Annotated in this window: 29 protein-coding genes and 2 pseudogenes; 13 read left to right on the forward strand and 18 right to left on the reverse strand. The window is 65.2% G+C overall.

What is annotated here, in order from left to right; translation table 11 throughout:
• Positions 1 to 306 (forward strand): annotated as a pseudogene (locus QM712_RS19415) (collagen-like protein); the annotation flags it as partial.
• Between the two features lie 49 nt (positions 307 to 355).
• On the opposite strand, the gene QM712_RS19420 reads toward QM712_RS19415, so the two are convergent.
• Both QM712_RS19420 and QM712_RS19425 read right to left on the reverse strand, forming a co-directional pair.
• On the reverse strand, positions 356 to 577 hold the full coding sequence (locus QM712_RS19420; protein WP_415024748.1) for a hypothetical protein: 222 nt from the start codon (positions 575 to 577) through the stop codon (positions 356 to 358).
• A 96-nt stretch (positions 578 to 673) separates the two neighbouring features.
• Entirely contained in the window at positions 674 to 940 is a 267-nt protein-coding gene (locus QM712_RS19425) for a DUF2277 domain-containing protein (RefSeq protein WP_092297789.1), read from the reverse strand.
• A 121-nt stretch (positions 941 to 1,061) separates the two neighbouring features.
• Here QM712_RS19425 and QM712_RS19430 point away from each other — a divergent pair.
• From QM712_RS19430 to QM712_RS19440, 3 genes and pseudogenes are all read left to right on the forward strand, one after another.
• Positions 1,062 to 2,121 (forward strand): annotated as a pseudogene (locus tag QM712_RS19430) (alpha/beta fold hydrolase).
• A gap of 125 nt (positions 2,122 to 2,246) precedes the next feature.
• Entirely contained in the window at positions 2,247 to 2,591 is a 345-nt protein-coding gene (locus QM712_RS19435; RefSeq protein WP_415024749.1) for a hypothetical protein, read from the forward strand.
• Between the two features lie 114 nt (positions 2,592 to 2,705).
• Positions 2,706 to 3,308, forward strand: coding sequence for a pyridoxamine 5'-phosphate oxidase family protein (locus tag QM712_RS19440; protein ID WP_415024750.1), 603 nt, complete (start codon positions 2,706 to 2,708; stop codon positions 3,306 to 3,308).
• Positions 3,309 to 3,430: 122 nt separating this feature from the next.
• Here the strand turns inward: QM712_RS19440 and bfr are convergent, their stop codons facing one another.
• From bfr to QM712_RS19455, 3 genes are all read right to left on the reverse strand, one after another.
• Positions 3,431 to 3,919 (reverse strand): bacterioferritin, encoded by a 489-nt coding sequence (gene bfr / locus QM712_RS19445; protein WP_415024751.1) that lies wholly within the window; start codon positions 3,917 to 3,919, stop codon positions 3,431 to 3,433.
• 134 nt (positions 3,920 to 4,053) lie between these two features.
• Positions 4,054 to 4,326 (reverse strand): bacterioferritin-associated ferredoxin, encoded by a 273-nt coding sequence (locus tag QM712_RS19450; protein ID WP_415024816.1) that lies wholly within the window; start codon positions 4,324 to 4,326, stop codon positions 4,054 to 4,056.
• A gap of 161 nt (positions 4,327 to 4,487) precedes the next feature.
• A complete protein-coding gene (locus QM712_RS19455) occupies positions 4,488 to 4,778 on the reverse strand; it encodes a hypothetical protein (RefSeq protein WP_415024752.1) in 291 nt (96 codons plus the stop codon).
• Positions 4,779 to 4,916: 138 nt separating this feature from the next.
• On the opposite strand from QM712_RS19455, the gene QM712_RS19460 reads away from it, so the two are divergent.
• The gene (locus tag QM712_RS19460; protein ID WP_415024753.1) at positions 4,917 to 5,255 is read left to right on the forward strand and encodes a hypothetical protein; all 339 of its coding nucleotides are present in this window, start codon (positions 4,917 to 4,919) and stop codon (positions 5,253 to 5,255) included.
• Between the two features lie 211 nt (positions 5,256 to 5,466).
• Complete coding sequence (locus QM712_RS19465) at positions 5,467 to 5,751, forward strand: hypothetical protein (RefSeq protein WP_415024754.1); 285 nt, start codon at positions 5,467 to 5,469, stop codon at positions 5,749 to 5,751.
• A gap of 193 nt (positions 5,752 to 5,944) precedes the next feature.
• Here QM712_RS19465 and QM712_RS19470 read toward each other — a convergent pair whose 3' ends face one another.
• Together QM712_RS19470 and ettA are read right to left on the reverse strand one after the other, a co-directional pair.
• Positions 5,945 to 7,171: a lytic murein transglycosylase gene (locus tag QM712_RS19470; protein ID WP_415024755.1), complete on the reverse strand. Its 1,227-nt coding sequence runs from the start codon at positions 7,169 to 7,171 to the stop codon at positions 5,945 to 5,947.
• A gap of 7 nt (positions 7,172 to 7,178) precedes the next feature.
• Positions 7,179 to 8,828 (reverse strand): energy-dependent translational throttle protein EttA, encoded by a 1,650-nt coding sequence (gene ettA / locus QM712_RS19475; RefSeq protein WP_415024756.1) that lies wholly within the window; start codon positions 8,826 to 8,828, stop codon positions 7,179 to 7,181.
• A 234-nt stretch (positions 8,829 to 9,062) separates the two neighbouring features.
• Here ettA and QM712_RS19480 point away from each other — a divergent pair, with 234 nt between their 5' ends.
• On the forward strand, positions 9,063 to 9,278 hold the full coding sequence (locus QM712_RS19480) for a hypothetical protein (RefSeq protein WP_415024757.1): 216 nt from the start codon (positions 9,063 to 9,065) through the stop codon (positions 9,276 to 9,278).
• 168 nt (positions 9,279 to 9,446) lie between these two features.
• Positions 9,447 to 10,409, forward strand: a complete 963-nt coding sequence (locus QM712_RS19485) for a D-2-hydroxyacid dehydrogenase family protein (RefSeq protein WP_415024758.1) — start codon at positions 9,447 to 9,449, stop codon at positions 10,407 to 10,409.
• A 55-nt stretch (positions 10,410 to 10,464) separates the two neighbouring features.
• Here the strand turns inward: QM712_RS19485 and QM712_RS19490 are convergent, their stop codons facing one another.
• Complete coding sequence (locus QM712_RS19490; RefSeq protein ID WP_415024759.1) at positions 10,465 to 11,670, reverse strand: L,D-transpeptidase family protein; 1,206 nt, start codon at positions 11,668 to 11,670, stop codon at positions 10,465 to 10,467.
• A 273-nt stretch (positions 11,671 to 11,943) separates the two neighbouring features.
• Here QM712_RS19490 and QM712_RS19495 point away from each other — a divergent pair, with 273 nt between their 5' ends.
• The gene (locus tag QM712_RS19495) at positions 11,944 to 12,798 is read left to right on the forward strand and encodes a hypothetical protein (RefSeq protein ID WP_415024760.1); all 855 of its coding nucleotides are present in this window, start codon (positions 11,944 to 11,946) and stop codon (positions 12,796 to 12,798) included.
• A gap of 2 nt (positions 12,799 to 12,800) precedes the next feature.
• Here QM712_RS19495 and sseA read toward each other — a convergent pair whose 3' ends face one another.
• The 3 genes from sseA to QM712_RS19510 all read right to left on the reverse strand — a co-directional run bounded on the left by sseA (position 12,801) and on the right by QM712_RS19510 (position 15,613).
• Positions 12,801 to 13,661 (reverse strand): 3-mercaptopyruvate sulfurtransferase, encoded by an 861-nt coding sequence (gene sseA / locus QM712_RS19500; RefSeq protein ID WP_415024761.1) that lies wholly within the window; start codon positions 13,659 to 13,661, stop codon positions 12,801 to 12,803.
• Positions 13,662 to 13,802: 141 nt separating this feature from the next.
• Positions 13,803 to 14,216 carry a rhodanese-like domain-containing protein gene (locus QM712_RS19505; protein WP_415024762.1) on the reverse strand — a complete coding sequence of 138 codons (414 nt, stop codon included), beginning with the start codon at positions 14,214 to 14,216 and terminating at the stop codon, positions 13,803 to 13,805.
• A gap of 221 nt (positions 14,217 to 14,437) precedes the next feature.
• Positions 14,438 to 15,613, reverse strand: coding sequence for a vWA domain-containing protein (locus QM712_RS19510; RefSeq protein WP_415024763.1), 1,176 nt, complete (start codon positions 15,611 to 15,613; stop codon positions 14,438 to 14,440).
• A 123-nt stretch (positions 15,614 to 15,736) separates the two neighbouring features.
• On the opposite strand from QM712_RS19510, the gene QM712_RS19515 reads away from it, so the two are divergent.
• Together QM712_RS19515 and QM712_RS19520 are read left to right on the forward strand one after the other, a co-directional pair.
• Complete coding sequence (locus QM712_RS19515) at positions 15,737 to 15,982, forward strand: GlsB/YeaQ/YmgE family stress response membrane protein (RefSeq protein WP_415024764.1); 246 nt, start codon at positions 15,737 to 15,739, stop codon at positions 15,980 to 15,982.
• Between the two features lie 92 nt (positions 15,983 to 16,074).
• On the forward strand, positions 16,075 to 16,917 hold the full coding sequence (locus tag QM712_RS19520; protein WP_415024765.1) for an AAA family ATPase: 843 nt from the start codon (positions 16,075 to 16,077) through the stop codon (positions 16,915 to 16,917).
• 382 nt (positions 16,918 to 17,299) lie between these two features.
• Here QM712_RS19520 and QM712_RS19525 read toward each other — a convergent pair whose 3' ends face one another.
• The 5 genes from QM712_RS19525 to QM712_RS19545 all read right to left on the reverse strand — a co-directional run bounded on the left by QM712_RS19525 (position 17,300) and on the right by QM712_RS19545 (position 22,231).
• Entirely contained in the window at positions 17,300 to 18,946 is a 1,647-nt protein-coding gene (locus tag QM712_RS19525) for a GMC family oxidoreductase (RefSeq protein ID WP_415024766.1), read from the reverse strand.
• A 19-nt stretch (positions 18,947 to 18,965) separates the two neighbouring features.
• Entirely contained in the window at positions 18,966 to 19,559 is a 594-nt protein-coding gene (locus QM712_RS19530) for a GNAT family N-acetyltransferase (RefSeq protein ID WP_415024767.1), read from the reverse strand.
• Between the two features lie 194 nt (positions 19,560 to 19,753).
• Positions 19,754 to 20,680: an SMP-30/gluconolactonase/LRE family protein gene (locus tag QM712_RS19535; protein ID WP_415024768.1), complete on the reverse strand. Its 927-nt coding sequence runs from the start codon at positions 20,678 to 20,680 to the stop codon at positions 19,754 to 19,756.
• A 225-nt stretch (positions 20,681 to 20,905) separates the two neighbouring features.
• The gene (locus tag QM712_RS19540; RefSeq protein WP_415024769.1) at positions 20,906 to 21,751 is read right to left on the reverse strand and encodes a GyrI-like domain-containing protein; all 846 of its coding nucleotides are present in this window, start codon (positions 21,749 to 21,751) and stop codon (positions 20,906 to 20,908) included.
• Between the two features lie 123 nt (positions 21,752 to 21,874).
• A complete protein-coding gene (locus QM712_RS19545) occupies positions 21,875 to 22,231 on the reverse strand; it encodes a hypothetical protein (protein WP_415024770.1) in 357 nt (118 codons plus the stop codon).
• 181 nt (positions 22,232 to 22,412) lie between these two features.
• On the opposite strand from QM712_RS19545, the gene QM712_RS19550 reads away from it, so the two are divergent.
• On the forward strand, positions 22,413 to 22,637 hold the full coding sequence (locus QM712_RS19550; protein WP_415024771.1) for a hypothetical protein: 225 nt from the start codon (positions 22,413 to 22,415) through the stop codon (positions 22,635 to 22,637).
• A 228-nt stretch (positions 22,638 to 22,865) separates the two neighbouring features.
• On the opposite strand, the gene QM712_RS19555 is transcribed toward QM712_RS19550, so the two are convergent.
• Positions 22,866 to 23,300: a cupin domain-containing protein gene (locus QM712_RS19555; RefSeq protein WP_415024772.1), complete on the reverse strand. Its 435-nt coding sequence runs from the start codon at positions 23,298 to 23,300 to the stop codon at positions 22,866 to 22,868.
• A gap of 311 nt (positions 23,301 to 23,611) precedes the next feature.
• The gene (locus QM712_RS19560) at positions 23,612 to 24,268 is read right to left on the reverse strand and encodes a glutathione S-transferase family protein (protein WP_415024773.1); all 657 of its coding nucleotides are present in this window, start codon (positions 24,266 to 24,268) and stop codon (positions 23,612 to 23,614) included.
• A 180-nt stretch (positions 24,269 to 24,448) separates the two neighbouring features.
• Here QM712_RS19560 and QM712_RS19565 point away from each other — a divergent pair, with 180 nt between their 5' ends.
• On the forward strand, positions 24,449 to 25,672 hold the full coding sequence (locus QM712_RS19565) for a polyhydroxyalkanoate depolymerase (RefSeq protein WP_415024774.1): 1,224 nt from the start codon (positions 24,449 to 24,451) through the stop codon (positions 25,670 to 25,672).
• Positions 25,673 to 25,808 lie beyond the last annotated feature (136 nt).

Raw genomic sequence — 25,808 nt, forward strand, 5'->3', positions numbered from 1 at the left:
GGCGAGGCCGGTCCGCAGGGCAAGCCGGGAGCGCAGGGCCCCGCCGGTCCGCAGGGCCCGCGCGGCGAGCCAGGGCCTCCGGGCCAACTGCCCTCGATCGAACAGGTGATGCCGTGGCTGGAACAGCTCTTCGACGCCTGGGACGAGCGCCGCCGCCAGCGCGAGCGGGAGGCAGCCGAGCGCGAGGCCCTCGAAGCCGCCGTGCAGGAGACCGACGACGCATTCGCCGATGACGACAGCGACGAGGCCGAGGACGGCGATCACAAGAGGAAGAAAAAGAAGAAGAAGCACGGCCACAAGGACTAGCGGCCGGCAATTGCCCGTTCGTTGCACCGCGTCAGGAGGCGCGGCGTGATCACGAAACGCGAGGTGAATCGTCCTTGCGCGGCACTATGCCCATGCGCTCGAACTGCCAGCGCATGGCGCGATACCAGAGATAGCCGACGGCGGCCCCGCACAGCGCCAGGATCGCGACACCAGCGCCGCTGAACGAGCCGCTCCACCACATCATCCACGCGGTCCATAGCAGCGTGAAAACGATGGCACCCGCTTTCAGCGGAAGAAGGGGGCGGCTCATGGTCGTGCTCCCGGTTATCAAAACCCCGGCAAACATCATCGCACGTTGAAGCCGCTCCGAGCGTGAGCCAGATCACGCAGCGGTCGTTTGCGATCGTCAGCCGAAGCGAAGTCGGGAACGCTCCTTGGCCTTCTCGGCCTCGACCTCGCGATCGCGCGCGGGCGCGTGGGTGTGCAAGGAGGTCAGGAGGCGGCGCGCGGCCTCCGACACCTCCGCGACCGCACGCTCGAACGCCGCTTCATTGGCCTGCGACGGCTTGTTGAAGCCGGACAGCTTCCGCACGAACTGCAGCGCGCTGGCGTGGATCTCGTCTTCCGTCGCCGGCGGCTCGAAGTTGAACAGCGTCTTGATGTTGCGGCACATGCAGCCTCTCCCGTTGTTTCCCTGAAGACGATCGGCGGAGCCGAAATCCTACATCCTCCCGGAGGCTTCTGCTAAGCTTCGCGGCAACGCGGCCGCCGTCGAGAGCCGCATGGAGAGAAACATGAGGGCGTCCCGCGCGGCACTGTCGGCCATTCTGCTGTCCATCGCGATGCCGGCCATGGCCGCCGATTATCCGGTTCCCAAACAGGGCGACTGGATCGCGAGGGATTTCAAGTTCCACACCGGCGAGGTCATGCCGGAGTTGCGGCTCCACTACACCACCGTCGGCGAGCCGAGCGGCCAGCCCGTACTGGTGCTGCACGGATCGGGCGCATCGGCCGCGAACATGCTGACGCCCGCGTTCGCCGGCGAGCTGTTCGGCGCCGACCAGCCGCTCGATGCATCCAGATATTACATCATCATTCCCGATGGCATCGGCCATGGCCAATCGTCGAAACCCTCCGACGGAATGAAGACGAGCTTTCCGAAATACGACTACGACGACATGGTGGAGGCGCAGCATCTGCTGGTGACGCAAGGCCTCGGCATCAAGCATTTGCGTCTCGTCATCGGCAATTCGATGGGCGGCATGCACACCTGGCTGTGGGGTGAGAAATATCCGAAGGCGATGGACGCCCTGATCCCGATGGCATCGCAGCCGACCGAGATGGCGTCGCGCAACTGGATGCTGCGGCGGATCATGCTGGACACCATCCGCAACGACCCCGACTACAACGGCGGCAATTACACCAGCCAGCCGCGCATGATGAAATACGCCATCACCGCCTACGGGATCGCGAGCATCGGCGGAACGCGCGTATCAATCACAGGCGCCGACGGCGGCGAAAGCGGACAGGATCGTCGACGAGCGGCTCGCCTCGCCCGTGACCGCCGATGCGAACGACTTCGTCTATCAATGGGAAGCCTCGCACGATTACAACGCCGCCGCCGGCCTCGAGCAGATCGAAGCGCCGTTGCTGCTGATCAACTCGGCCGACGACGAACGCAACCCGCCCGAGACCGGCATCACGGAGGCCGCGATGAAGCGGGTCGGCAACGGGCGCCTGTACCTGATCCCCGCCAGCACGGAGACGCGCGGTCACGGCACCACGGGCAGTGCGAAATTTTACAGCGAGCAGATCCGCCAATTACTGCAGACCGCACCGCAGCGAACCATGTAGGGTCGCAGGCGCTCGCATATATCGCGGCGCATCATCGGCGACGCATATTATTTGAGCATGCAATGACCTGACGGCTCGGGCTTAATCGCGTCAACGATCCGAATCGACATGCGATGGAGGAGCGCATGCACAAGCTCGCGCTGTGTGTCTGGCTGGCCGCGATGACCGGTGCCGCCTTCGCATTCGACAACGGGCAATACGACAATGTCCCGCCCGACATCCGCGCTTGGTTCAAGAGCGTGATGGCGCCGAACGGCGTTCCCTGCTGCGATATATCGGATGGCCATCGCACCGAATACGACGTGCGCGACGGCACCTATTGGGTCCCGATCGAGGGACAATGGATGGCTGTGCCCGAGCGCGCGATCATTCGCGACCGAGGCAATCCGGTCGGCGAAGCCGTCGTGTGGTACGTCCATCACCGCGGCGCGATCATCATCAGCTGTTTCGTTCCGGCAGATGCGGTTTAGCCAAAATCGCGCGACGACGGCTGCCTATGAGCCGCGCGGGGAGCGCGCCACAAAACGGGGATAGCAGTCAGGCGGCGGAGTGGTATTCTTGGGCATCCAATCAGGGAGACTTTCGTGACCGATCTTTGCGCCGAAGATCTCGCCGCCATCTATCCGAAACCGACTCCCCGCGTGATCGCGAAAGCCCGCCCCGCGATCGATGTGCATGCGAAGAAATTCATCGAGATGTCGCCGTTCTGCGTGCTTGCGACATCGGGCGCGGACGGCAGCGTCGACGCCTCGCCGCGCGGCGGAAGCATCGGCTTCGTCCACGTCGCCGGCCCCAACCGGCTATTGATGCCCGACCGTTCGGGCAACAACCGGATCGACAGCTTCAGGAACGTCGTCGAGGGCTCGGGCTTCGTGCATCTGTTGTTTTTCGTGCCCGGTATCGACGAGACGCTGCGCGTCGGCGGACGAGGCACGTTGTCGGTCGATCCCGAACTGCTTGCGTCCATGGTGGAGTTCGGCAAGCCTCCACGCGCGGTGCTGAACGTCGCCGTCAGCGAAGTCTATTTCCATTGCGGCAAGGCGCTGATGCGCTCGAAGCTTTGGTCGCCGGAGAAAGTGCAGCGCTCGGTGATGCCGAGCATCAGCGAGGTGATCCACGACCAGACCAGTCTCGGCGAACCGGAAAGCCAGGACATCGTGGAAGCGCGCTACCAAACGCAGCTTTAGGCAGGCTTTCGTTATTGATGAGACCGTCATGCCCGGGCTTGCCCCGGGCATGCGCGTCTTCCTTGCCGTCGCGCTTGTGGCCGGGACAAGCCCGGCCACGACGAGTGGAGAGCGGAGGCGTCTTAGTGACCTTCGCCCTCGAGGCCGCCGACGTGCTTCTGGGTGTAGAGTTCGAGGCCGATGCGGCCGATCAGGTCGAGCTGGGTTTCGAGGAAGTCGATGTGGTGCTCCTCGTCGCTCATCAGCTTCTCGAACAGGTCACGCGTGACGTAGTCCTTCACGCTGTGGCAGTAGGTCGCCGCTTCCTGGTAGAGCGCCCGGGCGCTCATCTCGGCCGCGAGATCGCATTCGATGATCTCCTTGACGTTCTGGCCGATGCGCAGGGGATCGAGCACCTGCATGTTCGGGAAGCCGTCGAAGAACAGGATGCGGGCGGTGAGCTTGTCGGCGTGCTCCATCTCCTCGATGGATTCCTTGCGCCAGACCTTGGCCATCTCCAGTAGGCCCCAATTGTCGAGGAAGCGGTAGTGCAGCCAGTACTGATTGATCGCAGTCAGTTCGTGACGCAGTGACTTGTTGAGATAATCGATGACTTTTGCGTCGCCCTGCATGATTCACTCCAGCTCTAGCAGTCCAAATCGGCCTAAAGCCGAATTTAGAACGCTTCTAAAACAGTTTGGGAACGAGGGCAACCGGCTACGGAGGCGCAACCGGGGATAATCTCAAACCGGGGTGTGGTGAGGTTTCAGCAGGCCGCGAGCGCGAAGTCGGCAGGCTCAGCCGCCTCGTCGTTGGCCGCAACCGTGTGGGTGTGCGGGCAACCTGCGCAGCAGGACTTGGCACAGGGGCCGAGCGCTTCGTCGATGATGGTCTTGATCGTCCGTGCACAGCGGCCGCATTCGGCACTGCAACCGAGGCACCCATAGACCTGCTTCGCGTGACGCACGGCGTCGTCGGACTCGGCGACGGCAGCGCGGACGTCGTCATCGCTCAGCACGTTACAGGAACAGACGATCATGGAAAGCGGCAAGCCCTTCGGTGATGCGTCATCATCGATATTTAACGGGCCGTCCGGATGCAAAAGGAAAAACCCATGTTTGAAGCTATTCCAAACTGGGCGGAACCAGCTTGGAACGGCTCTAAAATAGAGGTTTTTGCTCAATCGGGATTGCGGCGTAGCTAGTCGCCACCCCCGCCTCCTCCACCGTCGCCGCCTCCGCAATCCGCCCCACCACCGCTATCGCTCGCGGAGCAGTTGCTGTCGGAAGAGCTTCCGGAACTGTCGCTGGAAAACCAGCTCCCGAGCGAAAGGCCGTCAGCCGTCCCGGTATAGCCGTCACCGCCGCCGCCATCGCCGCCGGCCGCCGCACGCGGGCGCCGGCCGCGGGTCTGGAGACGGGCGAACCAGCCGTAGCCAAGCGCGAGGGCGATCGTGGCCGCAATCAGCGCACCGGTCATTGGGCTGCCCATTGTCGTCTTCCTCTTGGACTTGAGACACCTACCAATTGGTCGCACCCCTCCTGGGTGTCGTTCATTGATCGTTCAAGTGAAGTATGGAACCTTGATCCCCAAAGAGTTCCTCTGTGTCCGTGTGAAAGGTTGAGGCAAATGAAGAAATCGCTCCTGGCAGCTGCGGCTGCCGCCGTTCTGGCCCTCTCGGCCGCGGGGCCCGCCCAGGCGCAGCGCGGCGTCGCTGCAGGCGTGGCCGCCGGGATCATCGGCGGCGCCATCGTCGGCGGCGCACTGGCATCTCCGTATTACTACGGACCAGGCCCCGGCCCGGGCTACTATTATGGCGGCGGCCCCGGCTACTACCCGCCCCACTACTACGCGCCGGGTCCGGGCTATGTCGCCGACGGCTACTACGGCGGCGGCTGTGTCTGGCAGCGGCAGCGCTTCTGGGACGGCTACGCCTGGCGTGTGCGCCGCGTTCGGGTCTGTGGATAAGGCGCCGAAAGCCGGTTCACTCCGTACGCGCCGTTCATCTTGGGGCCTGAAAAAGACCGCTTTTTCTCGTCACAGCTCCGTGTGCGTTTACCGTGGATTGACCAATTGCGCGCTTCCTAGCTGCACGGTCAATTCCAACACAGTGTGCGTGAACCTTTGAAACCCGGGCGTATCTGACAAGGTGCGTCCATCTCTCAGGAGAGCCAAGAGCATGAAGAAGACTATTGTTGCCGCCCTCACGGTTGCGACGATCGCCGGTTCGCTGGTGACCGCCACTCCGCCCGCCAAAGCCGGTGACGGCGTCGGCGCCGGCATCGCGGCTGGCCTGATCGGCGGCGCGATCGTCGGCGGCGCTATCGCGTCGAGCCGTCCGGCCTATGGTGGCCCGGTCTACGTGGCCGAACCCGCCCCGCCGCCCCCGCCCTGCTACTGGCAGCGCCAGCGCTATTGGGACGGTTACGGCTGGGTCGTCCGCCCGGTTCGCGTCTGCTACTGATCTGATCGCACGGCGCATGCGCGCCGCGATCGAGGCCCGGCCGAGACCATCGGCCGGGCTTTTTGTTTGCCGGTCATTCGAGGGGCCGCCTAGGAGCCCTGCTCCCTGGCCTTCGCCAAGGCGTCCCTGACGAACAAGGGTTCGGCGATCTCCAGCGGAGGCATCGGCTTTCCTGACGCGAGAGCGGCTCGATCTAGCGCGCCGCCTGGATCGAACGCAGCACCTCTTCGCTCGGCCAGCAATCGACCTTCAGGCCTGCCGATTTCTGGTAGGCGCCGAGCGCCGCGCGCGTCTGCATGCCGGCCTTGCCGTCGATCTTGTCCTTGTAGAGCCCGACGCGCGTGAGGCCGCGCTGCATGGTTTCCACGTCCTTCGTGCGCAATTGCTTGGAGGCGGACCAGGGCGTCGCGAACGGCAGCGGGCTCGTCATGCGGTCGCTGAGATGACCGACGAACAGCACGTAGAGGTCGGAGAAATTGTACTCCTTGATGACGAAGTAGTTCTTCGTGGTCAGGAACGACGGGCCGTAGATGCCTTCCGGCTGCAGCAGCGAAGCGGGCTGGGCCTGTTCGGCCGCGCTGAGTTTCTGTCCACGCACCGGCACGAAACCATCACGCAGCCACTGGCCGATCGGCTTGGTGACCTCGGGCACGCCGCTGGTGCAATCGACCTTGGCGGGCGCCTGCACCTCGTAAGCCCAGCGCACGCCGCTCTGCCAGCCCTTGTTGACGAGCTGCTGCGCGGCCGATGCCAGCGCATCCGGCACCGAATGCCAGATGTCGATCCGGCCATCGCCGTCGAAATCGACTCCATGCTTGTAGTATTCGGACGGCAGGAATTGCGTGAGCCCGGTGGCGCCCGCCCAGGACGAACGCATGTCCTTGCGCGTCACTACGCCCTCTCCGAGAATCTTGAGCGAGAGGATGAACTCGTTGCGATAGGTGTCCTTGCGCCGACCCACATAGGCCTGCGTCGCCAGCACACGCACCAGGTCGTAAGGCAGCGTGTAGCGGCCATAGTCGGTCTCGCGGCCCCAGATCGCGAGCATGACGGTCGCCGGCACGCCCGACCGCTTCTCGATCTCGCTGAGCGCAGGGCGATATTTTTGCAGCAGGCGCTGCCCCTCGCCCGCGAGCCGCGCGATCGAGGCTTCCTTGACGTAGTCGGCGGGCACCTGCACGAACTCGGCCTGCGACGGCGCGCCGGTCGCGGGCCGCCCGGGCAGGATGAGGTCGGGCAGCTTGTAGTCGGGCTCGAGCCCGCGGGTCTGTTCATCGAACGTCGCGCGCGACACGCCGGCGGCCTGTGCCTCCGGCCAGAGCGAAGCGATGAACTGCGTGAACGCCGCGTCGGCAGCGCGGGCGGACGACCAGCCGCAGGTGACCGCGATCACCGCAGCGATGAGCGCCCGCCGCATCATGCCGGGATCACCGCGTCAGCTTCTTGTACTTGACGCGATGCGGAATGATGCTGTCCTGGCCGAGGCGGCGCATCTTGTCCTTTTCGTAGTCCTGGAAGTTGCCTTCGAACCATTCGACATGGCTGTCGCCTTCGAAGGCGAGGATGTGGGTCGCGATGCGGTCGAGGAACCAGCGATCATGGCTGATGATGACGGCGCAGCCCGCGAAGTCCTCCAGCGCCTCTTCGAGCGCGCGCAGCGTGTCGACATCGAGGTCGTTGGTCGGTTCGTCGAGCAACAGCACGTTGGCGCCGGACTTCAGCATCTTGGCGAGATGAACGCGGTTGCGTTCACCGCCCGAGAGCGCCCCGACCTTCTTCTGCTGGTCGGCGCCCTTGAAGTTGAACGACGAGCAATAGCCGCGCGAGTTCACTTCCTTCTTGCCGAGCAGGATCAGCTCGTTGCCGCCGGAGATCTCCTCCCACACCGTCTTCTTGCCGTCGAGCGCGTCACGCGACTGGTCGACGTAGCCGAGATGCACGGTCTCGCCGACCGTGATGGTGCCCTTGTCCGGCGTTTCCTGCTTGGTGATCATCTTGAACAGCGTGGTCTTGCCGGCGCCGTTGGCACCGATCACGCCGACGATGCCGCCGGGCGGCAGCTTGAAGGTGAGGTCGTCGATCAGCAGGCGATCGCCATAGCCTTTGCTGAGGGTCTCGAAATCGACCACGTTTGCGCCGAGCCGCTCGGCGACGGGAATGATGATCTGCGCGGTCTGGGTCTGCTTCTCGCTCGCCTGCTTGAGCAGTTCCTCGTAGCGCTGGTAGCGCGCCTTGGACTTGGCCTGCCGCGCCTTCGGCGAGGAGGCGACCCATTCCTGCTCGCGGGCCAGCGTCTTCTGGTGCGCAGCGTCCTCGCGGCCTTCCTGCTCCAGCCGCTTCTGCTTCTGCATCAGCCAGGACGAGTAGTTGCCTTCGTAGGGAATGCCGCGGCCGCGATCGAGCTCGAGAATCCAGCTCGTGACGTTGTCGAGGAAGTAGCGGTCGTGGGTGACGATCAGGATCGCGCCGGGGTAGTTGCGCAAATGGCCTTCCAGCCACGACACCGACTCGGCATCGAGATGGTTGGTCGGTTCGTCCAGCAGCAGCAGTTCCGGCTGGTCGAGCAGGAGGCGGCACAGCGCGACGCGGCGGCGCTCACCACCAGACAGCTTCGTCACGTCGGCGTCGTCGGACGGGCAGCGCAGCGCGTCCATGGCCTGGTCGACCTTGCTGTCGAGATCCCAGAGGCCCTGGGCCTCGATCTCGTCCTGCAGCTTGGTCATCTCGTCGGCGGTCTCGTCCGAATAATTGACCGCGAGTTCGTTGTAGCGGTCGAGGATCGCCTTCTGCTTGGCGACGCCCTGCATCACGTTCTCGCGGACGCTGAGCTTCGGATCTAGATGCGGTTCCTGCTCGAGATAGCCGACGCGGGCCCCCTCGGCGACCCAGGCCTCGCCCGAATATTCCTTGTCGAGCCCGGCCATGATCTTGAGCAGGGTCGACTTGCCCGAGCCGTTGACGCCGAGAACGCCGATCTTGGCGTCCGGATAGAACGACAAGTGAATGTTATCGAGCACCTTGCGGGTCGGGTAGCTCTTGGTCAGGCCCTGCATGAAATAGATGAACTGGCGCGCCATCGGTCCCGTGAAACCTTCGATTTGAGGACATTTGCTTGCCGCCGATGTAGCGATCCCGCCCCAAAAGGGCAATGTTTTCTGTCCGTTCACCACGGTTGGATACGGGTCGGACACCATGTGGCCGCCAATCCGTACAATTGAAACCATCTTTTAATAAATCCGGCCAAAGCTCGCTGATGCGCTGAAAAAAGCGCCGCCCGCACAGAACGGACGGGAGAACAGCGAGGCCGCATCATGGCTCTGATCGAGACCACTTCCATCGCCGTTCCGGCGGAAGCCGGACACGCCTCAGGGTTGGGCACGGACATCAAGCGCTTCTGGAAGCGCTTCTTCGCGACCGCCTTCAGCCCCTACAGGCCCGAGCTGCACTACATGCGCGGCCCCGGCCCGGCCTGGCGCGCCAAGCACGGCATGAACACGCCGCTCCGGCTGAAGCGCCAAGACATCTGAAGACGTCTGAAGGACATCTGAAAGGCGTCTGAAAGACATTCGAGCCCTGCCGCAGTTTTGAGGATCCAAGCCGCTTGCGCACGGCCCTGATTGCGCGCAACCATGGCCCGGTTCCGTCGACGGCGCGCCTCGCACGGCGCCGTCACCTCTCGCCATGGATGAACGCTGATGACGCGGCTGCGCTGTGCAATCCTCGACGACTATTTCAACCTCGCCCTCGACGTCGCCGACTGGCAGAAACTGTTCGACCGGGTCGACGTCACCGTGTTCAGCCAACCCTTCGCCTCGGAGCAGGCCGCGGCGAGCGCGCTTGCCGATGTCGACATCATCTGCGCGATGCGCGAGCGTACCGCCTTTCCGAAAAGCCTGTTCGAAGCCTTGCCCAAGCTCAAGCTGCTGCTGACCTCGGGCATGCGCAACGCCGCGATCGACATGGAGGCCGCGAAGGCACGCGGGGTGATCGTCGGCGGCACGCAATATTCCCGCGATCCGACCGCCCCGCTCGCCATGGGCCTGATCCTGGAACTGACCCGCGGCATCGGCCGCGAGAACGCGCGGATGCATGCGGGCGAGCCCTGGCAGACCTTCGCCGGTGTGGAGATCGAGGGCCGGACGCTCGGCATCGTCGGGCTCGGCAAGCTCGGCAGCAAGATGGCAGACATCGCGAAGGCGTTCGGCATGAACGTGATCGCCTGGAGCCCGAACCTGACGCCGGAGAAGTGCAGGGAGGTCGGCGTCGGCTATGCCAGCAAGGAAGAGCTGTTCGCCAAGGCCGACATCGTCACCATCCATGTGGTGCTGAGCGACCGCTCGCGCGGCCTGGTCGGCGCGGCTGATCTCGCCCGGATGAAGCCGACGGCCTTCCTGGTCAACACCGCGCGCGGACCGATCATCGACGAGGCCGCGCTGCTGGAGACGTTGCGGGCGAAGAAGATCGCGGGTGCCGGCCTCGACGTGTTCTCGGTCGAGCCGCTGCCGACGGACCACCCCTTCCGCAAGCTCGACAATCTCGTTCTGACGCCGCATCTCGGCTACGCGACCGAGGACGGGCTGCGCATCCACTACGGCCAGATGGTCGATGCCATCGACGCCTGGACCAAGGGCCACGAGATACCGCGAAAGCTGGCCTGAAACGAAAAAGGGCGTGCCGACGGCACGCCCTTCGATCCGAATTGTCTCGCAGCGCCTAGCGCACGGTGACCGGAGCCGGCAGCGGCGGAACGACCGTCGGCTGCGTGCCGGGGACCGGACCGGCCTGGGCCGCCATCGGAGCCTGCGCGGCACCGGGGGCCGGCGCGGCAGAGGCGGTCGCCGTTCCCGCCGGCGGGCTGCCACCGGGCATCACCACCACGCGGGTGCCGACCTTGACGCGGTCGAACAGGTCGGAGACGTCGTCGTTCAGCATGCCGATGCAGCCGGAGGAGACGAACTTGCCGATCGTCGAAGGCTGGTTCGTGCCGTGGATACGATAGACGGTCGAACCGAGATACATCGCGCGGGCGCCGAGCGGATTGCCCTCACCGCCGGCCATGAAGCGGGGCAGATAGGGCTGACGCTCGATCATCTCGGCCGGCGGATGCCAATCCGGCCATTCGGCCTTGCGGGTGATCTTCTGCACGCCGGTCCAGGTGAAGCCGTCGCGGCCGACGCGGACGCCGTAGCGGATCGCACGGCCGTTGCCGAGGACGTAATAGAGATAGGTGTTCGGCGTATCGACCACGATGGTGCCGGCGGGCTCCTTGGTCTGGAAGGAGACTTCCTGGCGGCGCAGGTTCTGCGGCAACTGCGCGGGAGCGGCATCGGGCTGCTCCTCGGGCGGCAGCGAAGCGACCGTCATCGGCCGGCCGTTGGCACCGACAGGCGCCTGAGCCGTTCCGGGCGCGGCAGCGCCACCGACGGCCTCCGGCGGGCGCAGACCATCACCGGTGGCCTGCTGCGCCGGACGGTCGCCATAGATCACCGCGGGCGGACCGGCGGGGCGGCCATAGCGGGGATCGTCGGGCGACATCACGGGACCCTGCGGCTGCGCGGCGGAGTACGCCGGCGTGCCGGCAGGACGGCCGTAGCGCGGATCATCCGGCGACATCACCGGTCCCTGCGACGGGGCAGCCGTGTAGACCGGCGCACCGGCCGGGCGGCCATAGCGCGGATCGTCCGGCGACATGATCGGACCGCCGGGGCCGGGCGGCGGCAGCGCGGCGGAATTCTGCGGCGCGTCGTCCTCGTCATCCAGCGAGTCGAAATTCGGCGTGCGGTCACCCGCGCGATATTCGGTAGGCGCGCCGTAGACCGGCGCCTGCTGGACCTGGTAGCTCTGCTGGGCCTGTGCGATCGAGGTTCCCGCCGCAGCGACTGTCGCGGCAGCGCATATCGTCAGAAAGTGTTTGATCATCATCGCTCTTGTAGTGTCCCCGGGCCCGATCCGGCCGTTAAGGGCACATGACCGAAGATAGCGGCACATTCAAGACATAACCGGTTCATCGGCGCCTGATTTGGCGATTTGTGATCCAGCGGTGCCACCGTTGCCCCGTTGCATCACGGGACCAAAATCGCATCACCCCGCAATTTACCGGAGTCGCCCGCTCTCTTTTAGGGGAACGGCACGGAATCGTTGCGGTATGTTCGAATCAGCCTGATTCGCCTCTGCTTTGCCCTTTCATCCCGCGTGGCGAACGCGGCATTCAGTACCGTCACCGCGTTCAGATGGCTCAAGGGCCCTGGCTCCACCGCCGGGGCGGAAATTCGTCAGCTTCCGATGCTTCCCGGCCTCCGCTTCGTGCTTGCCGCGATCCTGCTCTCGACCTCCATCCTGGTGTTCGGCCTGGGAGCGGCAGCGCTCCTGCGGGCGACCCACGAGCAGTACGTCAACAATCCCTCCTGGCGGACCGGCCCCCAGGAGCGCGTGTTCGCGCAGGCGTCCGAACCGGCCCAGCCTGTGCTGGCCGCGCTGCAGGTCGAGCCGGCGGTGACGGCCCCCGAGCCGTCGTTGCGGGATCAGGTGCCGACGGTCGGACTGCCGGTGAACGAGCCTGAACAGAGCGCCGCGCCGGCCGCCGAGGCCGACGTGCAGCCGGAACCGAAGGTCGCCGACGCCGCGTCGACGACCGAAACCCCCGCTGCCGAACCGGCCCGCATGGAGTCTGCCCAGCCGACTCCGACCGACACGCTCACGCCCGCCGATACGACGGCAGCAATTCCCGCGGATAAGCCCACCGCGACGGCGAGCGAGCCAGCGCCCGCCGGGACGACCGCCGTTGCGGCGCAGCCGGCAGCCGAAACGACCGGGACCAAAACCGCCGCGCTGAACGATCCCGCGACGACGGGCTCGAAGGACCAGCCTGCGAAAACCAAAGCCGACAGCAGCGCGTCTGACGGCAAGGCGGCCAAGCAACGTGCGCAGCGCGCGAAGAAACGGCACCGCGTCGTGCGCCATGCGCCGCCGCCACAGATGCAGCAGAGCTACAATTACAACCCGTTCCTTCAGCCGCAGCCCTCGGCCGCAACGACCGCGCGGCGATAGGCTCAGGCCGGCCCGGTCGCGATCGCCGGGCCGCCGGCCTGGCCCCATTCCGACCACGAGCCGTCATAGAGCGCGGTGTCGGTGACACCGAGCCGATAGAGCGCGAGCGTGAGCACGCCGGCAGAGACGCCGGAGCCGCAACTCGTCACGATCGGCGCATCCAGCTTGACGCCGGCGCCGGTGAAGGCGGCACGCAGGTCATCGAGCGGCTTCATCGTGCCGGTCGCGGCGTCGAACAGCAGATTGTAGGGCACGTTGCGGGCGCCGGGGATGTGACCCGAGCGGATGCCGGGCCGCGGCTCCGGCGCACGGCCCTCGAAACGCTCGGCCGCGCGCGCGTCGATCACCTGCTCGGCGCGGCTTTCGACGTTGGCGATCAGCTGCTGCATGCTGCGCACGCGCCTGGGATCGTAGCTCGCCTTGAAGGTCGCCGGCTTCGGCTTCGCTTCGCCGCTCTCGGTCGCACGGCCCTCGGCGCGCCACTTCTTCAGGCCGCCGTTGAGGATGCGCACATTGCCGTGGCCGTAGGACAGGAACATCCACCACGCGCGCGGCGCGGCGACCCAGCCGCCGGCATCGTAGATCACGACGGTGTCGGCATTGGAGATGCCGAGGGCGCCGACGTCGCGGCCGAACTGCTCGGCGCTCGGAAACATGTGCGGCAGCGGGTCGGAATGATCCGACACCGCGTCGACGTCGAAGAACACGGCCCCCGGCAGATGCGCGGCGAGATAGTCGTCCTTCGGCAGCGGCAGCACGCCCGGCAGCTTGAAGCTGGCGTCGAGAATCCTGACGTTGGCGTCGTTGATATGGGCGGCGAGCCATTCGGTCGAGACGAGGGGATCGGTGGGGGCTTCAGTCATTGCTGTACTCTCCGGCGGCATCCGCGGTCGTCATGCCCGGACTTGTCCCGGGCATCCACGTCTTTCGACGCGCGGATGAGAACGTGGATGGCCGGGACACGCCCGGCCATGACGGAATGTGTGGCGCAAGCGTCGCTCACCTCATCCCTTCTTCTTCGGCTCCCACTGCTCCGTCGGGCCACCGGCATCGCGCCAGGCGGCGTAGCCGCCGGCGATGTGGGCGACGGGCTTGAGGCCCATGTCCTTCGCAGTCTTGGCCGCGAGCGCGGAGCGCAGGCCGCCGGCGCAATGGAAGACGAACTTCTTGTCCTCCTGGAAGATCGGCTTGGCGTAGGGGCTCTGCGGATCGATCCAGAATTCGAGCATGCCGCGCGTACAGGAGAAGGCGCCGGGAATGCGTCCGTCACGCTCGATCTCGCGGGGATCGCGGATGTCGACGATGACGACGTCGCCGTTCCTGGAGATCTCGATGGCGTCCTTGGCCGACAGCGTCTCGATCTCGGCATTGGCCTCGTCGATCAGCGCCTTGATGCCGCGGGTGATGGTCTGGGGCATGGTGCGTCTCCCTCAATTCATTCGTAGCCGTCGTTGCGGCATCTGCCGGCCGCACACTCGATCCAACCTCTCCCGCTTGCGGGGGAAGTTAAGGCGCGAAGCGACACGGCTGGGGCTCTCTCCTCCCGGGGAGCGCCGCCCGTCGCGATACCCCCTCCTCCGCAAGCGACAGAGGGAAAGTGAGCACACCGACGCTGCCGATAGTGCCCGGCCTCGTCGCGTCAGTGCGCCAATTCCTTCATCGCACCCTCGAGCCCCTCGATGGTGATCGGGAACATGCGGTTGGCGAAGATGCGGCGGATGATGGTGGTCGATTCCGAGTAGTCCCAGTGCTTCTGCTGGACCGGATTCAGCCACACCGAATGCGGATAGGTGCGAATGATGCGGTCGAGCCAGACCGAGCCGGGCTCCTCGTTGACGTGCTCGACCGAGCCGCCCGGCACCATGATCTCGTAGGGCGACATCGAGGCATCGCCGACGAACACGACCTTGTAGTCGTGCGGGTATTTGTGCAGCACGTCCCAGGTCGGCGTGCGGTCGGTGAAGCGGCGCTTGTTCTGCTTCCACACGCCTTCATAGAGGCAGTTGTGGAAGTAGAAATACTCCATGTGCTTGAATTCGCTCTTCGCCGCCGAGAACAGCTCCTCGACCTGCTCGATATGCGCGTCCATCGAGCCGCCGATGTCGAAGAACACCAGGAGCTTCACCGCATTGCGCCGCTCGGGACGCATGTGAACGTCGAGATAGCCGTGATTGGCGGTCTCGCGGATCGTGGTGTCGAGATCGAGCTCGTCCGGCGCGCCGGTGCGCGCGAATTTGCGCAGGCGGCGCAGCGCCACCTTGATGTTGCGGATGCCGAGCTCGACATTGCCGTCGAGGTCCTTGAACTCGCGCTTGTCCCACACCTTCACGGCGCGGTTGTTGCGGTTCTTCTCCTGGCCGATGCGGACACCTTCGGGATTGTAGCCGTAGGCGCCGAACGGCGAGGTGCCGGCGGTGCCGATCCACTTCGAGCCACCCTGATGTCGCCCCTTCTGCTCTTCCAGGCGCTTCTTCAGGGTCTCCATGAGCTTGTCCCAGCCCATGGCCTCGATCTGCTTCTTCTCCTCCTCGGTGAGGTATTTCTCGGCCAGCTTCTTCAGCCACTCCTCGGGGATCTCCGCCTTCTCCATGGCCTCCAGCAGGCTCTCGAGCCCCTTGAACACCGTGCCGAAGACGCGGTCGAACTTGTCGAGATTGCGCTCGTCCTTCACCAGCGAGGCGCGGGACAAATAGTAGAAATTCTCGACCGTGTAGTCCGCGAGGTCGGCGTCGAGCGCCTCCATCAGCGTGAGGTATTCGCGCAGCGTCACAGGGACCTGCGCATCGCGCAGAGAGGTGAAAAATTGCAGGAACATGGGTGACAGATTGCCCGTCGGATGGCCGGCGTCAAGGGGCGGAGGCCTCCGCTCCGCGCTGGACCGGCAGGCTTTTTGGTCTAGAATTGACGGGATCAAGGGGTCGTCTTGGGGGCGTTTGTCATGGGAATTCTCGCAGCACTCATCATCGGTGCGATTGCCGGCTGGCTCGCGGGCAAGATTGTCCACGGGGCGGGATTTGGGCTGATCGGCAATATCGTCGTCGGCATCATCGGCGCGCTCGTCGCCAGCTGGGTGCTGCCCCAGCTGCACATCGAGCTGGCCACCGGCACCGTCGGCGCCATCGTGGACGCCACGATCGGCGCGGTGATTGTGCTCGTCATCCTTTCGCTGATAAGACGGGTCTGAAGGCCTGACCGAACCAGGAACAGCCGCCCGGGCGACCGTTCCCATGTCGTGACCGGAGCGATGCCTCGGCCAGCGACCAACAAGGACGTGCAATGAAATTTACCGGCACCAAGGACTATGTTGCGACCGACGATCTCAAGGTCGCCGTCAACGCCTCGATCGTGCTGGAGCGCCCGCTCCTGGTTAAGGGTGAGCCCGGCACCGGCAAGACGGTGCTCGCCGAGGAAGTGGCGAAGGCGCTGAACGCACCGCTTCTGACCTGGCACATCAAGTCCACCACCAAGGCGCAGCAGGGCCTCTACGAATACGACGCGGTGTCGCGCCTGCGCGACAGCCAGCTCGGCGATGCACGGGTCTCCGACATCAAGAACTACATCAAGCGCGGCAAGCTGTGGGAAGCCTTCGCCGCCGAACAGCGCCCGGTGCTGCTGATCGACGAGATCGACAAGGCCGACATCGAGTTTCCGAACGACCTGCTGCTCGAGCTCGACCGCATGGAATTCCATGTCTACGAGACCGGCGAGACCATCAAGGCGAAGCAGCGCCCGATCATGATGATCACGTCCAACAACGAGAAGGAGCTGCCGGACGCGTTCCTGCGTCGCTGCTTCTTCCACTACATCAAGTTCCCCGACGCCGACACGATGGAGCGGATCGTCGACGTCCACTTCCCCGGCATCAAGAAGCGCCTGGTGGAAGAGGCCCTGCGCATCTTCTTCGAAGTGCGCGAGGTGCCCGGCCTGAAGAAGAAACCCTCGACGTCGGAGCTGCTCGACTGGCTCAAGCTGCTGCTCAACGAGGACATGAGCGCCGAGCAACTCCGCGAACGCGACCCGCGCAAGCTGATCCCGCCGCTGCACGGCGCGCTGCTCAAGAACGAGCAGGACGTGCACCTGTTCGAGCGGCTGGCGTTCCTGAGCCGGCGGGAAGTGTGAGGCGATAGCCGCGCCCCTCGGTGCCGTCCTTGCGAACACCGGGACGCACACCGCGTGAACGAGCGACAGGACTTCGCCGCTCCTGCCGTCCGCCAAACGTCTCGTCGGAGTAATGCGTCCTGGCGGTCGCCAGGGCCGCAAGGTGGGCAAAGGCGCAATGCGCCGTGCCCACCATGCCAATCGCGGACGACGCAAGAGATGGTGGGCCTTCGCTTTGCCCACCCTGCGATGACGAGCGTGCTGCAAACAGCCTCATTGCGAAGCAAAAAGCGGCGGCGCCGCTCTTCGACACGCATCATCGCAGAGACAGCCACGTATCCTCGCGACGCGAGAAACTGACGGGCGGCGCTCCCCCCGTGGTTTCGCAGCTACAGGACGCCCCTCACGCCACCGCGGCGTCCGGAATCCTTGCGGCTTCCATCGGCGCCTTGCCGCGGATGAGATCCGAGGCGCGGTCCGCGATCATCATCGTCGACGCATTGAGGTTCGCCGAAATCATGCGCGGCATCACCGAGGCATCGATCACGCGCAGGCCTTCCAGCCCATGGACGCGGAGTTGGTCGTCGACCACCGCCCAGGTCGAGTCCGCCGGACCCATGCGGCAGGTGCAGCCGGGGTGGAAGGTAGTGGTGCCGCGCTCGGTCGCGGCGTGCAGGAATTCGTCGTCGGTGTTGACGTTGGGGCCCGGGAAATCCTCGTAGGCGTAGTAGGGCGACAGCGGCGCGGATTTCAGAAGGTTGCGCGCGAGCTTCATGCCGCCGACGATGACGCGGCGGTCGAGTTCGGCGTCGAGGTAATTGGTCTGGATGATCGGCGGCGCGAACGGATCGGACGAGCGGATGCGGACATAGCCGCGGCTCTCGGGGCGCTGCTGCCAGGAGGCCACCGTCATGCCGGGCTCGTCCTCGAGCTGGCCCTGCACGCCCTCCTTGTAGGAAGCCGGCGTGAAGGTGAGCTGGAGATCCGAGGAATCGGCGCTCTCGCCGGAATGCCAGAAGCAATAGACCATGGTCGGCGACAGCGAGAGCAGGCCGCGGCGCGCGGTCGCCCATTTCAGCGCCTCGATCCACAGCGAGAGGCCGCGGCGCAGCTCGTTGATGGTCCTGATGTCCTTGACGCGCGCCACCGTTCGCGGGGCGTAATGGTCCTGCAGGCCTTCGCCGACCGGCAGGGCATGACGCACCTGGATGCCGTGAGCACTCAGCAGATCGGGCGAGCCCACACCAGAGAGCTGGAGCAGCTGCGGCGAATTATAGGTGCCGCCGGAGAGGATCACTTCCTTGTTGGCGCGCACTTCGACCGGCGTGCCGCCACGGCCGCCCTTGGTGTAGCGCACGCCGACGGCGCGCTTGCCGTCGAAGATGATCTCGGTGGCGTGCGCATGCGTGTGCACATGCACGTTGGGCCGCTTCATCGCGGGCTTGAGGAATGCGGTCGAGCCGGAGACGCGCAGGCCCTTGTCGATCGTGCGCTGGCAGTAGGACACGCCCTCCTGCGTCTTGCCGTTGTAATCGGGATTGCGGGGAATGCCGAGCGAGACCGCGCCTTCCATGAAGGCTTCGCAAAGCGGATCGCGCCAGTCCATGGTGGTGACGGTGAGGTTGCCGTCACGGCCGCGGAACGTGTTGTCGCCCTCGCCGACCCGCTTCTCCAGCCGCTTGAAGTAAGGCAGCACGTCGGCATAGCCCCAGCCGCGATTGCCCATCTGCGCCCAGGTGTCGAAGTCCATCCGCTGGCCACGGTTGTAGATGTGGCCGTTGATCGAGGACGAGCCGCCGAGCGTCTTGCCGCGCGGCGCATAGATGCTCCGGCCGCCGGTGAAGGGCCCCGGCTCCTGCTGGTAGCCCCAGTTGATGCTCTTCATGTGGAAGGTCTTGATGAAGCCCGCCGGCAAATGGATGTAGGGATGCCAGTCGTTCGGACCGGCTTCCAGCACGCAGACGCTGACGTTCGGATCTTCGCTCAGCCGGCTGGTGAGAACGCAACCCGCCGAGCCCGCGCCGACGATCACATAATCGAATCTGTCCATGGTGCCCGCCAGAAGCCGCTCAGCGCGGCTTGTCGTTGAGTTGGTAGTTCAAATGCGTCTTCACCGTCGGCCATTCGGCGGCGGTGATGCTGTAGACCACGGTGTCGCGCAACGTGCCGTTCGGCGCGACCTGATGGCTGCGCAGGATGCCGTCCTGCTTGGCGCCCAGGCGCTCGATGGCGCGGCGGCTCTGGTGGTTGAAGAAATGCGTGCGGAACTCGACCGCGATGCAGTCCAGTGCTTCGAAGGCATGGGTGAGCAGCAGCAGCTTGCACTGCGTGTTGAGCGGGCCGCGCTGCGCGCTCTTGCCGTACCAGGTCGAACCGATCTCGACGCGGCGGTTGGCGGCATCGATGTTCATGTAGGTGGTCATGCCGACGATCCTGCCGCCGGCGTCGAACACCGTGAACGGCAGCATCGAGCCCGCCGCCTGAAGCCCGAGGCGGCGATCGATCTCCTTGGCCACGTTCTCCGGAGTCGGGATCGCGGTGTACCAGATCTTGTAGATCTCGCCGTCCTTCACGGCCTCCACCAGCCCTTCGCGATGCTGTTGCGACAGCGGCTCGAGACGCGCGTGCTCGCCACGCAGGGTGATGGGATCGGGCCAGGGCATTGATGGTCTCTCCTTAGGTCATGCGGACGAAGCAATCCGGGCCGCCGACCCCTCATCCTGAGGAGCGCGGGATGCGCGTCTCGACGGATGAAGGCCCCGCCCGTGGCCTCGCCCCTCGAGACGCGCGCTTGAAGCGCGCTGCTCAGGGTGAGGGTCCGAGAGTTGCCTCGCCTCCCGCACGGCGATGGCTTGGCTCACTTATTCAAAAAGTTCAACGGCAAACCGCCGCGCGGCCAGTCCATGGCGACCAGTTCGCCCTTGCCCGACAGCGTGATGTAGGCGGTCTTCAGCCCGGGGCCGCCGAAGGCGATGTTGGTGGTGACGCGGTCTCCGGTCGGCACCTGCTCGACCAGGGTGCCGTCGGGCGCGATCACCGAGATGCAACCCGAGACGAGCGTGGCGACGCAGACATTGCCGTTGGCCTCCACCGCGAGCGAATCGAACATCTGGTAGCCGCCGAGGCCGCAGATCGGCTTGCCGCGTTCGCCGCGATAGATCACGTCGCGCGGCTTGAGCGTGCCGGGCGCGGAGAGCTCGTAGGCCCAGAGCCGCCCCGTCGGCGTCTCCGCGATGTAGACGGTATTTTCGTCCGGCGACAGGCCGATGCCGTTCGCCGGCAGCACCCCGTGTACGACCTCGACGATCTCGGTCATGCCGGGCTTGAGGTAATACATCGCGCCGACATCCATCTCGCGCGCGCGGCGCTTGCCGAGATCAGAGAACCAGAGGCCGCCCTGCTTGTCGAAGACGAGATCGTTCGGCCCGCGCAGATCGTGCTCGCCGCACTTCGTCACCACGGTCTCGACCTTGCCCGATTGCAGGTCGACGCGCTGGATCGAGCCGCCGAGATAATCCTCCGGCTGCGGGCCGGGCATGATCATGTTGCGGGTCGGGATCCAGGAGAAGCCACCATTGTTGCAGATGTAGATCTTGCCGTCGGGCCCGAGGGCCGCGCCGTTCGGACCGCCCGGCACCTTCGCGACGATCTCCTTGCGGCCGTCGGGATACACGCGGGTCAGGCGCTGGCCGCGGATTTCCACCAGCACCACCGAACCGTCCGGCATCACGACCGGCCCTTCGGGAAATTCGAGGTCGGTGGCGAGAACGCGGACGTTGGACATTTGGGACCTCCCGGCTGCTTGTTATGGCTGGCACGGGATGTCCGGCATCGGCCCCGCACGCAGGCTTTGCATGCGGTTATGGCAAAGTCACCGAAGCTTGCCAAGCAAGCGCGCGCAATGCTGCGTTGCGCTCGAAATGAACGCCGCGCGAACGCGTGCATTCTCGTGCGGCGAGCCTGCTGCGCGCGTCGCGCGATCCCGGCCCTCGCGGAGCCGGAACATGCTCTACTCCCGCACCGGTATCCAGATTTCGAAGCCGCCATTGCCGGTCATGGGATCGAACTTCTCGTCGTAGCGCTCGAAGTTCGGCGCGTCGGCCGCCTTCAGGCCCGAAGCCGGCAGCCAGTGATTCCAGATCGTGTTGACCGTGCGGCGGATCGAGGCGACGTGGTCCGCATGGGTGAACACCGCGTAGCGCTGCTCGGGGATGCGGATGCGGCTGAAGCCGTTCGGCAGGTCGGAGAAATCGGCGACCTCCACGCCGGCGATGTAGTCGAAATTCCCGGCATCGTCGCCGTTGCAGCAGACGCCGTAGGCGACTTGATTTTTGCCCTGGCCGGCGCGTGCGGGAATGCCGGCCACCTCCTGGTGGAAGCGGTGCCAGAGTCCGGGAATGATCGCGCCGTTCTCGCAGGAGATGCGTTCGCCGAGGCCGGCGACGAGAAAGGCCTTGGCGGTTTCGAAACGGGGCGGCGCGAGGTTGTCGAGCATTTTGGATTCCATGAGAATCGGCTCCTGAAGCTTGAGCGTGTTGACGCACGTCGCCGCCCTCACCGCTTCGGGCGTGGTGCCGAACTGGTCGCGGAACGCGCGGGTGAATGCTTCGTGCGAGCCGTAGTCCGCCTCCAGCGCGACGCCGAGAATGTCCGGCGCGCCCTTCGCGAGGCTGCGGGCAGCCTCCGTCAGCCGACGCGCGCGCACGTAGCGCATCACCGGAAGCCCGGTGGCGGCGGCGAACGCGCGCACCATGTGGAACCGCGACACGCCGCCGATCGCGGCGATCTCGTCGAGCGTCAACGGCTCGGCCAGATGGCTCTCGATGAACCAGAGCGCGCGGTGGGCGGGGTTCATGACGTCCTGGATCCTCGTTCGAAGCGGGGCGATGATGCGCACACCACGCCGCCGCGCGCTTGATCGGGATTGCTCCGGCGCAGCGCTATGTGGCGGCGCGGCGCATCGGGACCGCTCCGATATTCATTTCGGTGCGTCCTTGGGCGGCGGCGCATCCTGCTTCTTCTTCAGGTCCTCGGACAGCTTCGCCTGCGTAGCCTGGACATCGCCGAGCGTCTTCTGCAGGCCGGCGACCACCGTCTTGAGCGCGTCGATCTGACGATTTGCCGCATCGAGCTTCTGCTGGTGGTCGAGCGTGAGCTTGGAGATGGTCTTCTGGAGGAAATCGACGTTGCTCTGCAGGCAACTCGTGCGCCGCTCCATCGTCTTCTCGACCGTGCAGATCTCGATGCCGGGCACGTCCTGCGCGCGGAGCGGCGCGGTTGCCAGCGTGCCGAGCAGCAGGATCGCGAAACATACGCCGGAGCTTCGAAACGACATTCAGGTTCCTCATCAAATCGATCACGGCAATGTGCGCGGTTTGCGCACAGGCGGTCGAGGCTACCACACTCGTACCGCATTCTGGCGTTGAGCTTGCGGATGCTCCCTGGACGGGGGGCGATGATCAGGACGCGGAGAATGGGCGCTCTGCTTCCGGCTTTGATTAGGGGAGATTTCTGGAATGGCAACGCGCGAAAGACGTCTGGCGGAATTCGACAGTGCCGGAGAGCCACCCATCGGCCTGCCGCTCGAAGTGCTGTGCGAGGACCACAGCGGAACGTATCAGCTGCCGTTCGCCTGTCGCTATGTCGAGGGCCGCTGGCAGAACGTCGAAGCGGGAATCGTACTCGAGGCAACCGTCATCGGATGGCGTCTGCCGCGCGTGAAGCAGAGCGGCCTCGCCTGAAGGCGGGTGCCTGTCTCAAAATGCGACGGAGTTCGCGCCTCTCTTAACCTTCGGAACACGGTCCGAACGAATCGCGTCCGAATCAGCCGTGAGGCTCCGTACGCACCTGTTCACGGCTAGATGTCGGCATCGTCCCTCGCGCGCGCACCATATCTGTGAGACGCGCGAGAGGACGGTGATCCAAGGCCGGCGAAGAGAGTTAATGCGGCGGCCCCGCGACCTGCCCGCTCATTTCCAGGGGGTCACCGGCGGCACGTTCTCGACCGCGGGCGGCATGTCGACCGTCTTGAAGTCGGCCGGACTGACGATCTCCATGTATTCCATGTCGGGCGAGTAATCGTAGAGGTAGTGCACGATGCCCGGGCGCTGGTGCACGACGTCGCCGGCCTGCACCAGCGTCGGCTTGTCCTCGTACATGAAGCGCGCCCAGCCCTTCATCATGATCACGATCTGGAATTCGCAATCGTGGCGGTGCCAGCCCGTGCCGTCCACGGGCGGACAATCCGGGTTGGCCTTGACCAGATGGCAGATCACCTGCCCGCCGGTCGCATCGGCAATGCCGAGGTCACGATAGAGGAAGAAGTCGCGCAGGCCCCCGCCCTTGTAGCCGGTGTCGGCGGGTTTGACGTGGGAGAATTTCTTGACGTCCGTATGCTGGTTCATGACGGCCTCCACTGGTGGCTTCGTGCATGCGCTCCGCGCGGCGTCCAAATTGTCGGCAGCGTCCGTCCGTCGCGTTCGCAGCCTATTGTGCTATGCGAAAATCGCGCCAGCGGCGCTGCAATATCGCGAGGGATTGCATGGCTTGCGGCGAAGCCGCTGGCGGCCCGCGCGAATTCCGGCGCGCGCGGACATTCGCACATCGTGGCACGGGCGACGCCGACCGCCATCGTGACGCGGTGCATGGCGGGAAGTTGAGCAGGAGATGCCCGCGCCGCTCGCCACCGAAACGGGCAGCGCCGCGCGGCGCCTGCCTAATATTCGACCTCGAGCTCTTCGATCTCGGCCGGCTCTTCCAGCGCGGCCGCGATCCATTCCCTCATCTCGGGCATCGCCATGATGGTATCGGCATAGGCCTTCAGCCGAGGCTCGAGCTTGACGTCATAAGTCACGAAGCGCGTCACCACGGGGGCATACATCGCATCCGCCATGCTGCGCTTATCGCCGAACAGGAACGGGCCCCCCGATTTTTCCAGGCAGTCGCGCCAGATGGACCAGACGCGGTCGATGTCGGCCTGCGCGCGCGACCAGATCTTGAAGCCGGGGAAATGCCCTTTCAGGTTCACCGGCAGCGAGGCGCGCAGCGTGGTGAAGCCGGAATGGATCTCACCGCAGATCGAGCGGCAATGTGCGCGCTGGACCCGATCGGACGGCAACAGGCCCGCCTCCGGCATCACCTCGTTGAGGTATTCGGCAATCGCCAGCGTGTCCCAGACGACGGCCCCCTCGTGCCGCAGGCAGGGCACCAGGATCGACGAGGACAGCAGGAGAATTTCGGCCCGCGCGGACGCATCGTCCGGCGCGGTGACGATCTCCTCGAAGTCCAGCCCTGAAAACTTCGTCAGCAGCCAGCCACGCAGCGACCAGGACGAGTAGTTCTTGCTGCTGATGGTCAGTGTCGCTTTCGCCATATGGCCCTTCCGTCACGCTGAGACCGACATCCCCGCGCGGCCGACGGGCTTGCCCATTGCCCGCGCATCCCGCGTGTTCATGTCCGCTTGAGGAGCAAGCGATGTGCCAGTTTTCCGGGCGATCGGAGCCGGCTTGGCTTCGATATTGCATGACAGCATGGGAAAGATGGGCACGTCCGTATGATGTCGATGTTGTATCAGGCGTTTCAGAACCACATGGACCTGACCGCGCCGTGGCGCGCGGGCGCCTCCTCGGCGCTCAAATTCCTCAATCTGGTCCCGCAGGGCATGTCGGATCAGGTCGTCGGCCGGCTCTCGGCCGCGCTGGAGCTGATCTCGCGCTCCACCCTCACCTATGACCGTCCGGCCTACGGCATCGACAGCGTGATGGTCGGCAATCGCGAGGTCGCGGTCACCGAAGAGATCGCCTACGCCACGCCGTTCGGCTCGCTCCTGCATTTCAGGAAGCACGACGTGCCCGAGCAGCCGCGCATGCTGCTGGTGGCGCCGATGTCCGGCCATTTCGCCACGCTGCTCCGGGGCACCGTGAAGACGCTGCTCCAGGACCACGACGTCTACATCACCGACTGGCACAATCCGCGCGACATCCCCCGCAGCGACGGCCGCTTCGGGCTCGACGACTACACCGAGCATCTCATCGATTTCCTCGGACAGTTGGGGCCGCGCCCGCACATGGTCGCGATCTGCCAGCCGTCGGTGTCGGCGCTCGCGGCCGCCGCGATCATGTGCGAGGGCAACCATCCGTCGCGGCCGGCGACGCTGACGCTGATGGCGGGGCCGATCGACACGCGCATCCAGCCGACCAAGGTCAACGAATTCGCCAAGAGCAAGCCGATCGAATGGTTCGAGCGAAACCTGATCAATTACGTGCCGGTACAGTGCCGCGGCGCGCTGCGTCAGGTTTACCCGGGCTTCGTGCAGCTCACCGCCTTCGTGTCGATGAACCTGGAACGGCACATCAAACAGCATCTCGATCTCGCCAACCACATCGCCAAGGGCGAGAAGGAGAAGGCCGCGACGATCAAGACGTTCTACGACGAATATTTCGCGGTGATGGATCTGCCCGCCGAATTCTACATCGAGACCGTGCGTGACGTGTTTCAGGAGCACCTCTTGCCGCAAGGCAAGCTCATGCATCGGGGACGTCCGGTGAACACCAGGGCCGTGAGCCGCATGGGGCTGATGACCGTCGAGGGCGAGAAGGACGACATCTGCTCGATCGGCCAGACGCTGGCCGCCCAGGACCTCTGCACCGGCGTGCGCGCCTATCGGCGGGTCCACCACATGCAGGCGGGCGTCGGCCATTACGGCGTCTTCTCGGGCAAGCGCTGGAACAACGAAATCTATCCGCTGCTGCGGGATTTCGTGCACGTGAATTCCTGAGGCCGCGTCCCCTCCTCCTCACCTTCGGTTCAGACATCTGGAGCAACGGCCATTCGGATCGCGTCGTCCGGGCGACGACGCGGCACCGGATCGATTCGCCCGCAGCCTGACGTATCGTGCAGCTCAAAGGCACGCT

Source organism: Bradyrhizobium sp. (assembly GCF_047605465.1).
Classification (GTDB): Bacteria; Pseudomonadota; Alphaproteobacteria; order Rhizobiales; family Xanthobacteraceae; genus Bradyrhizobium.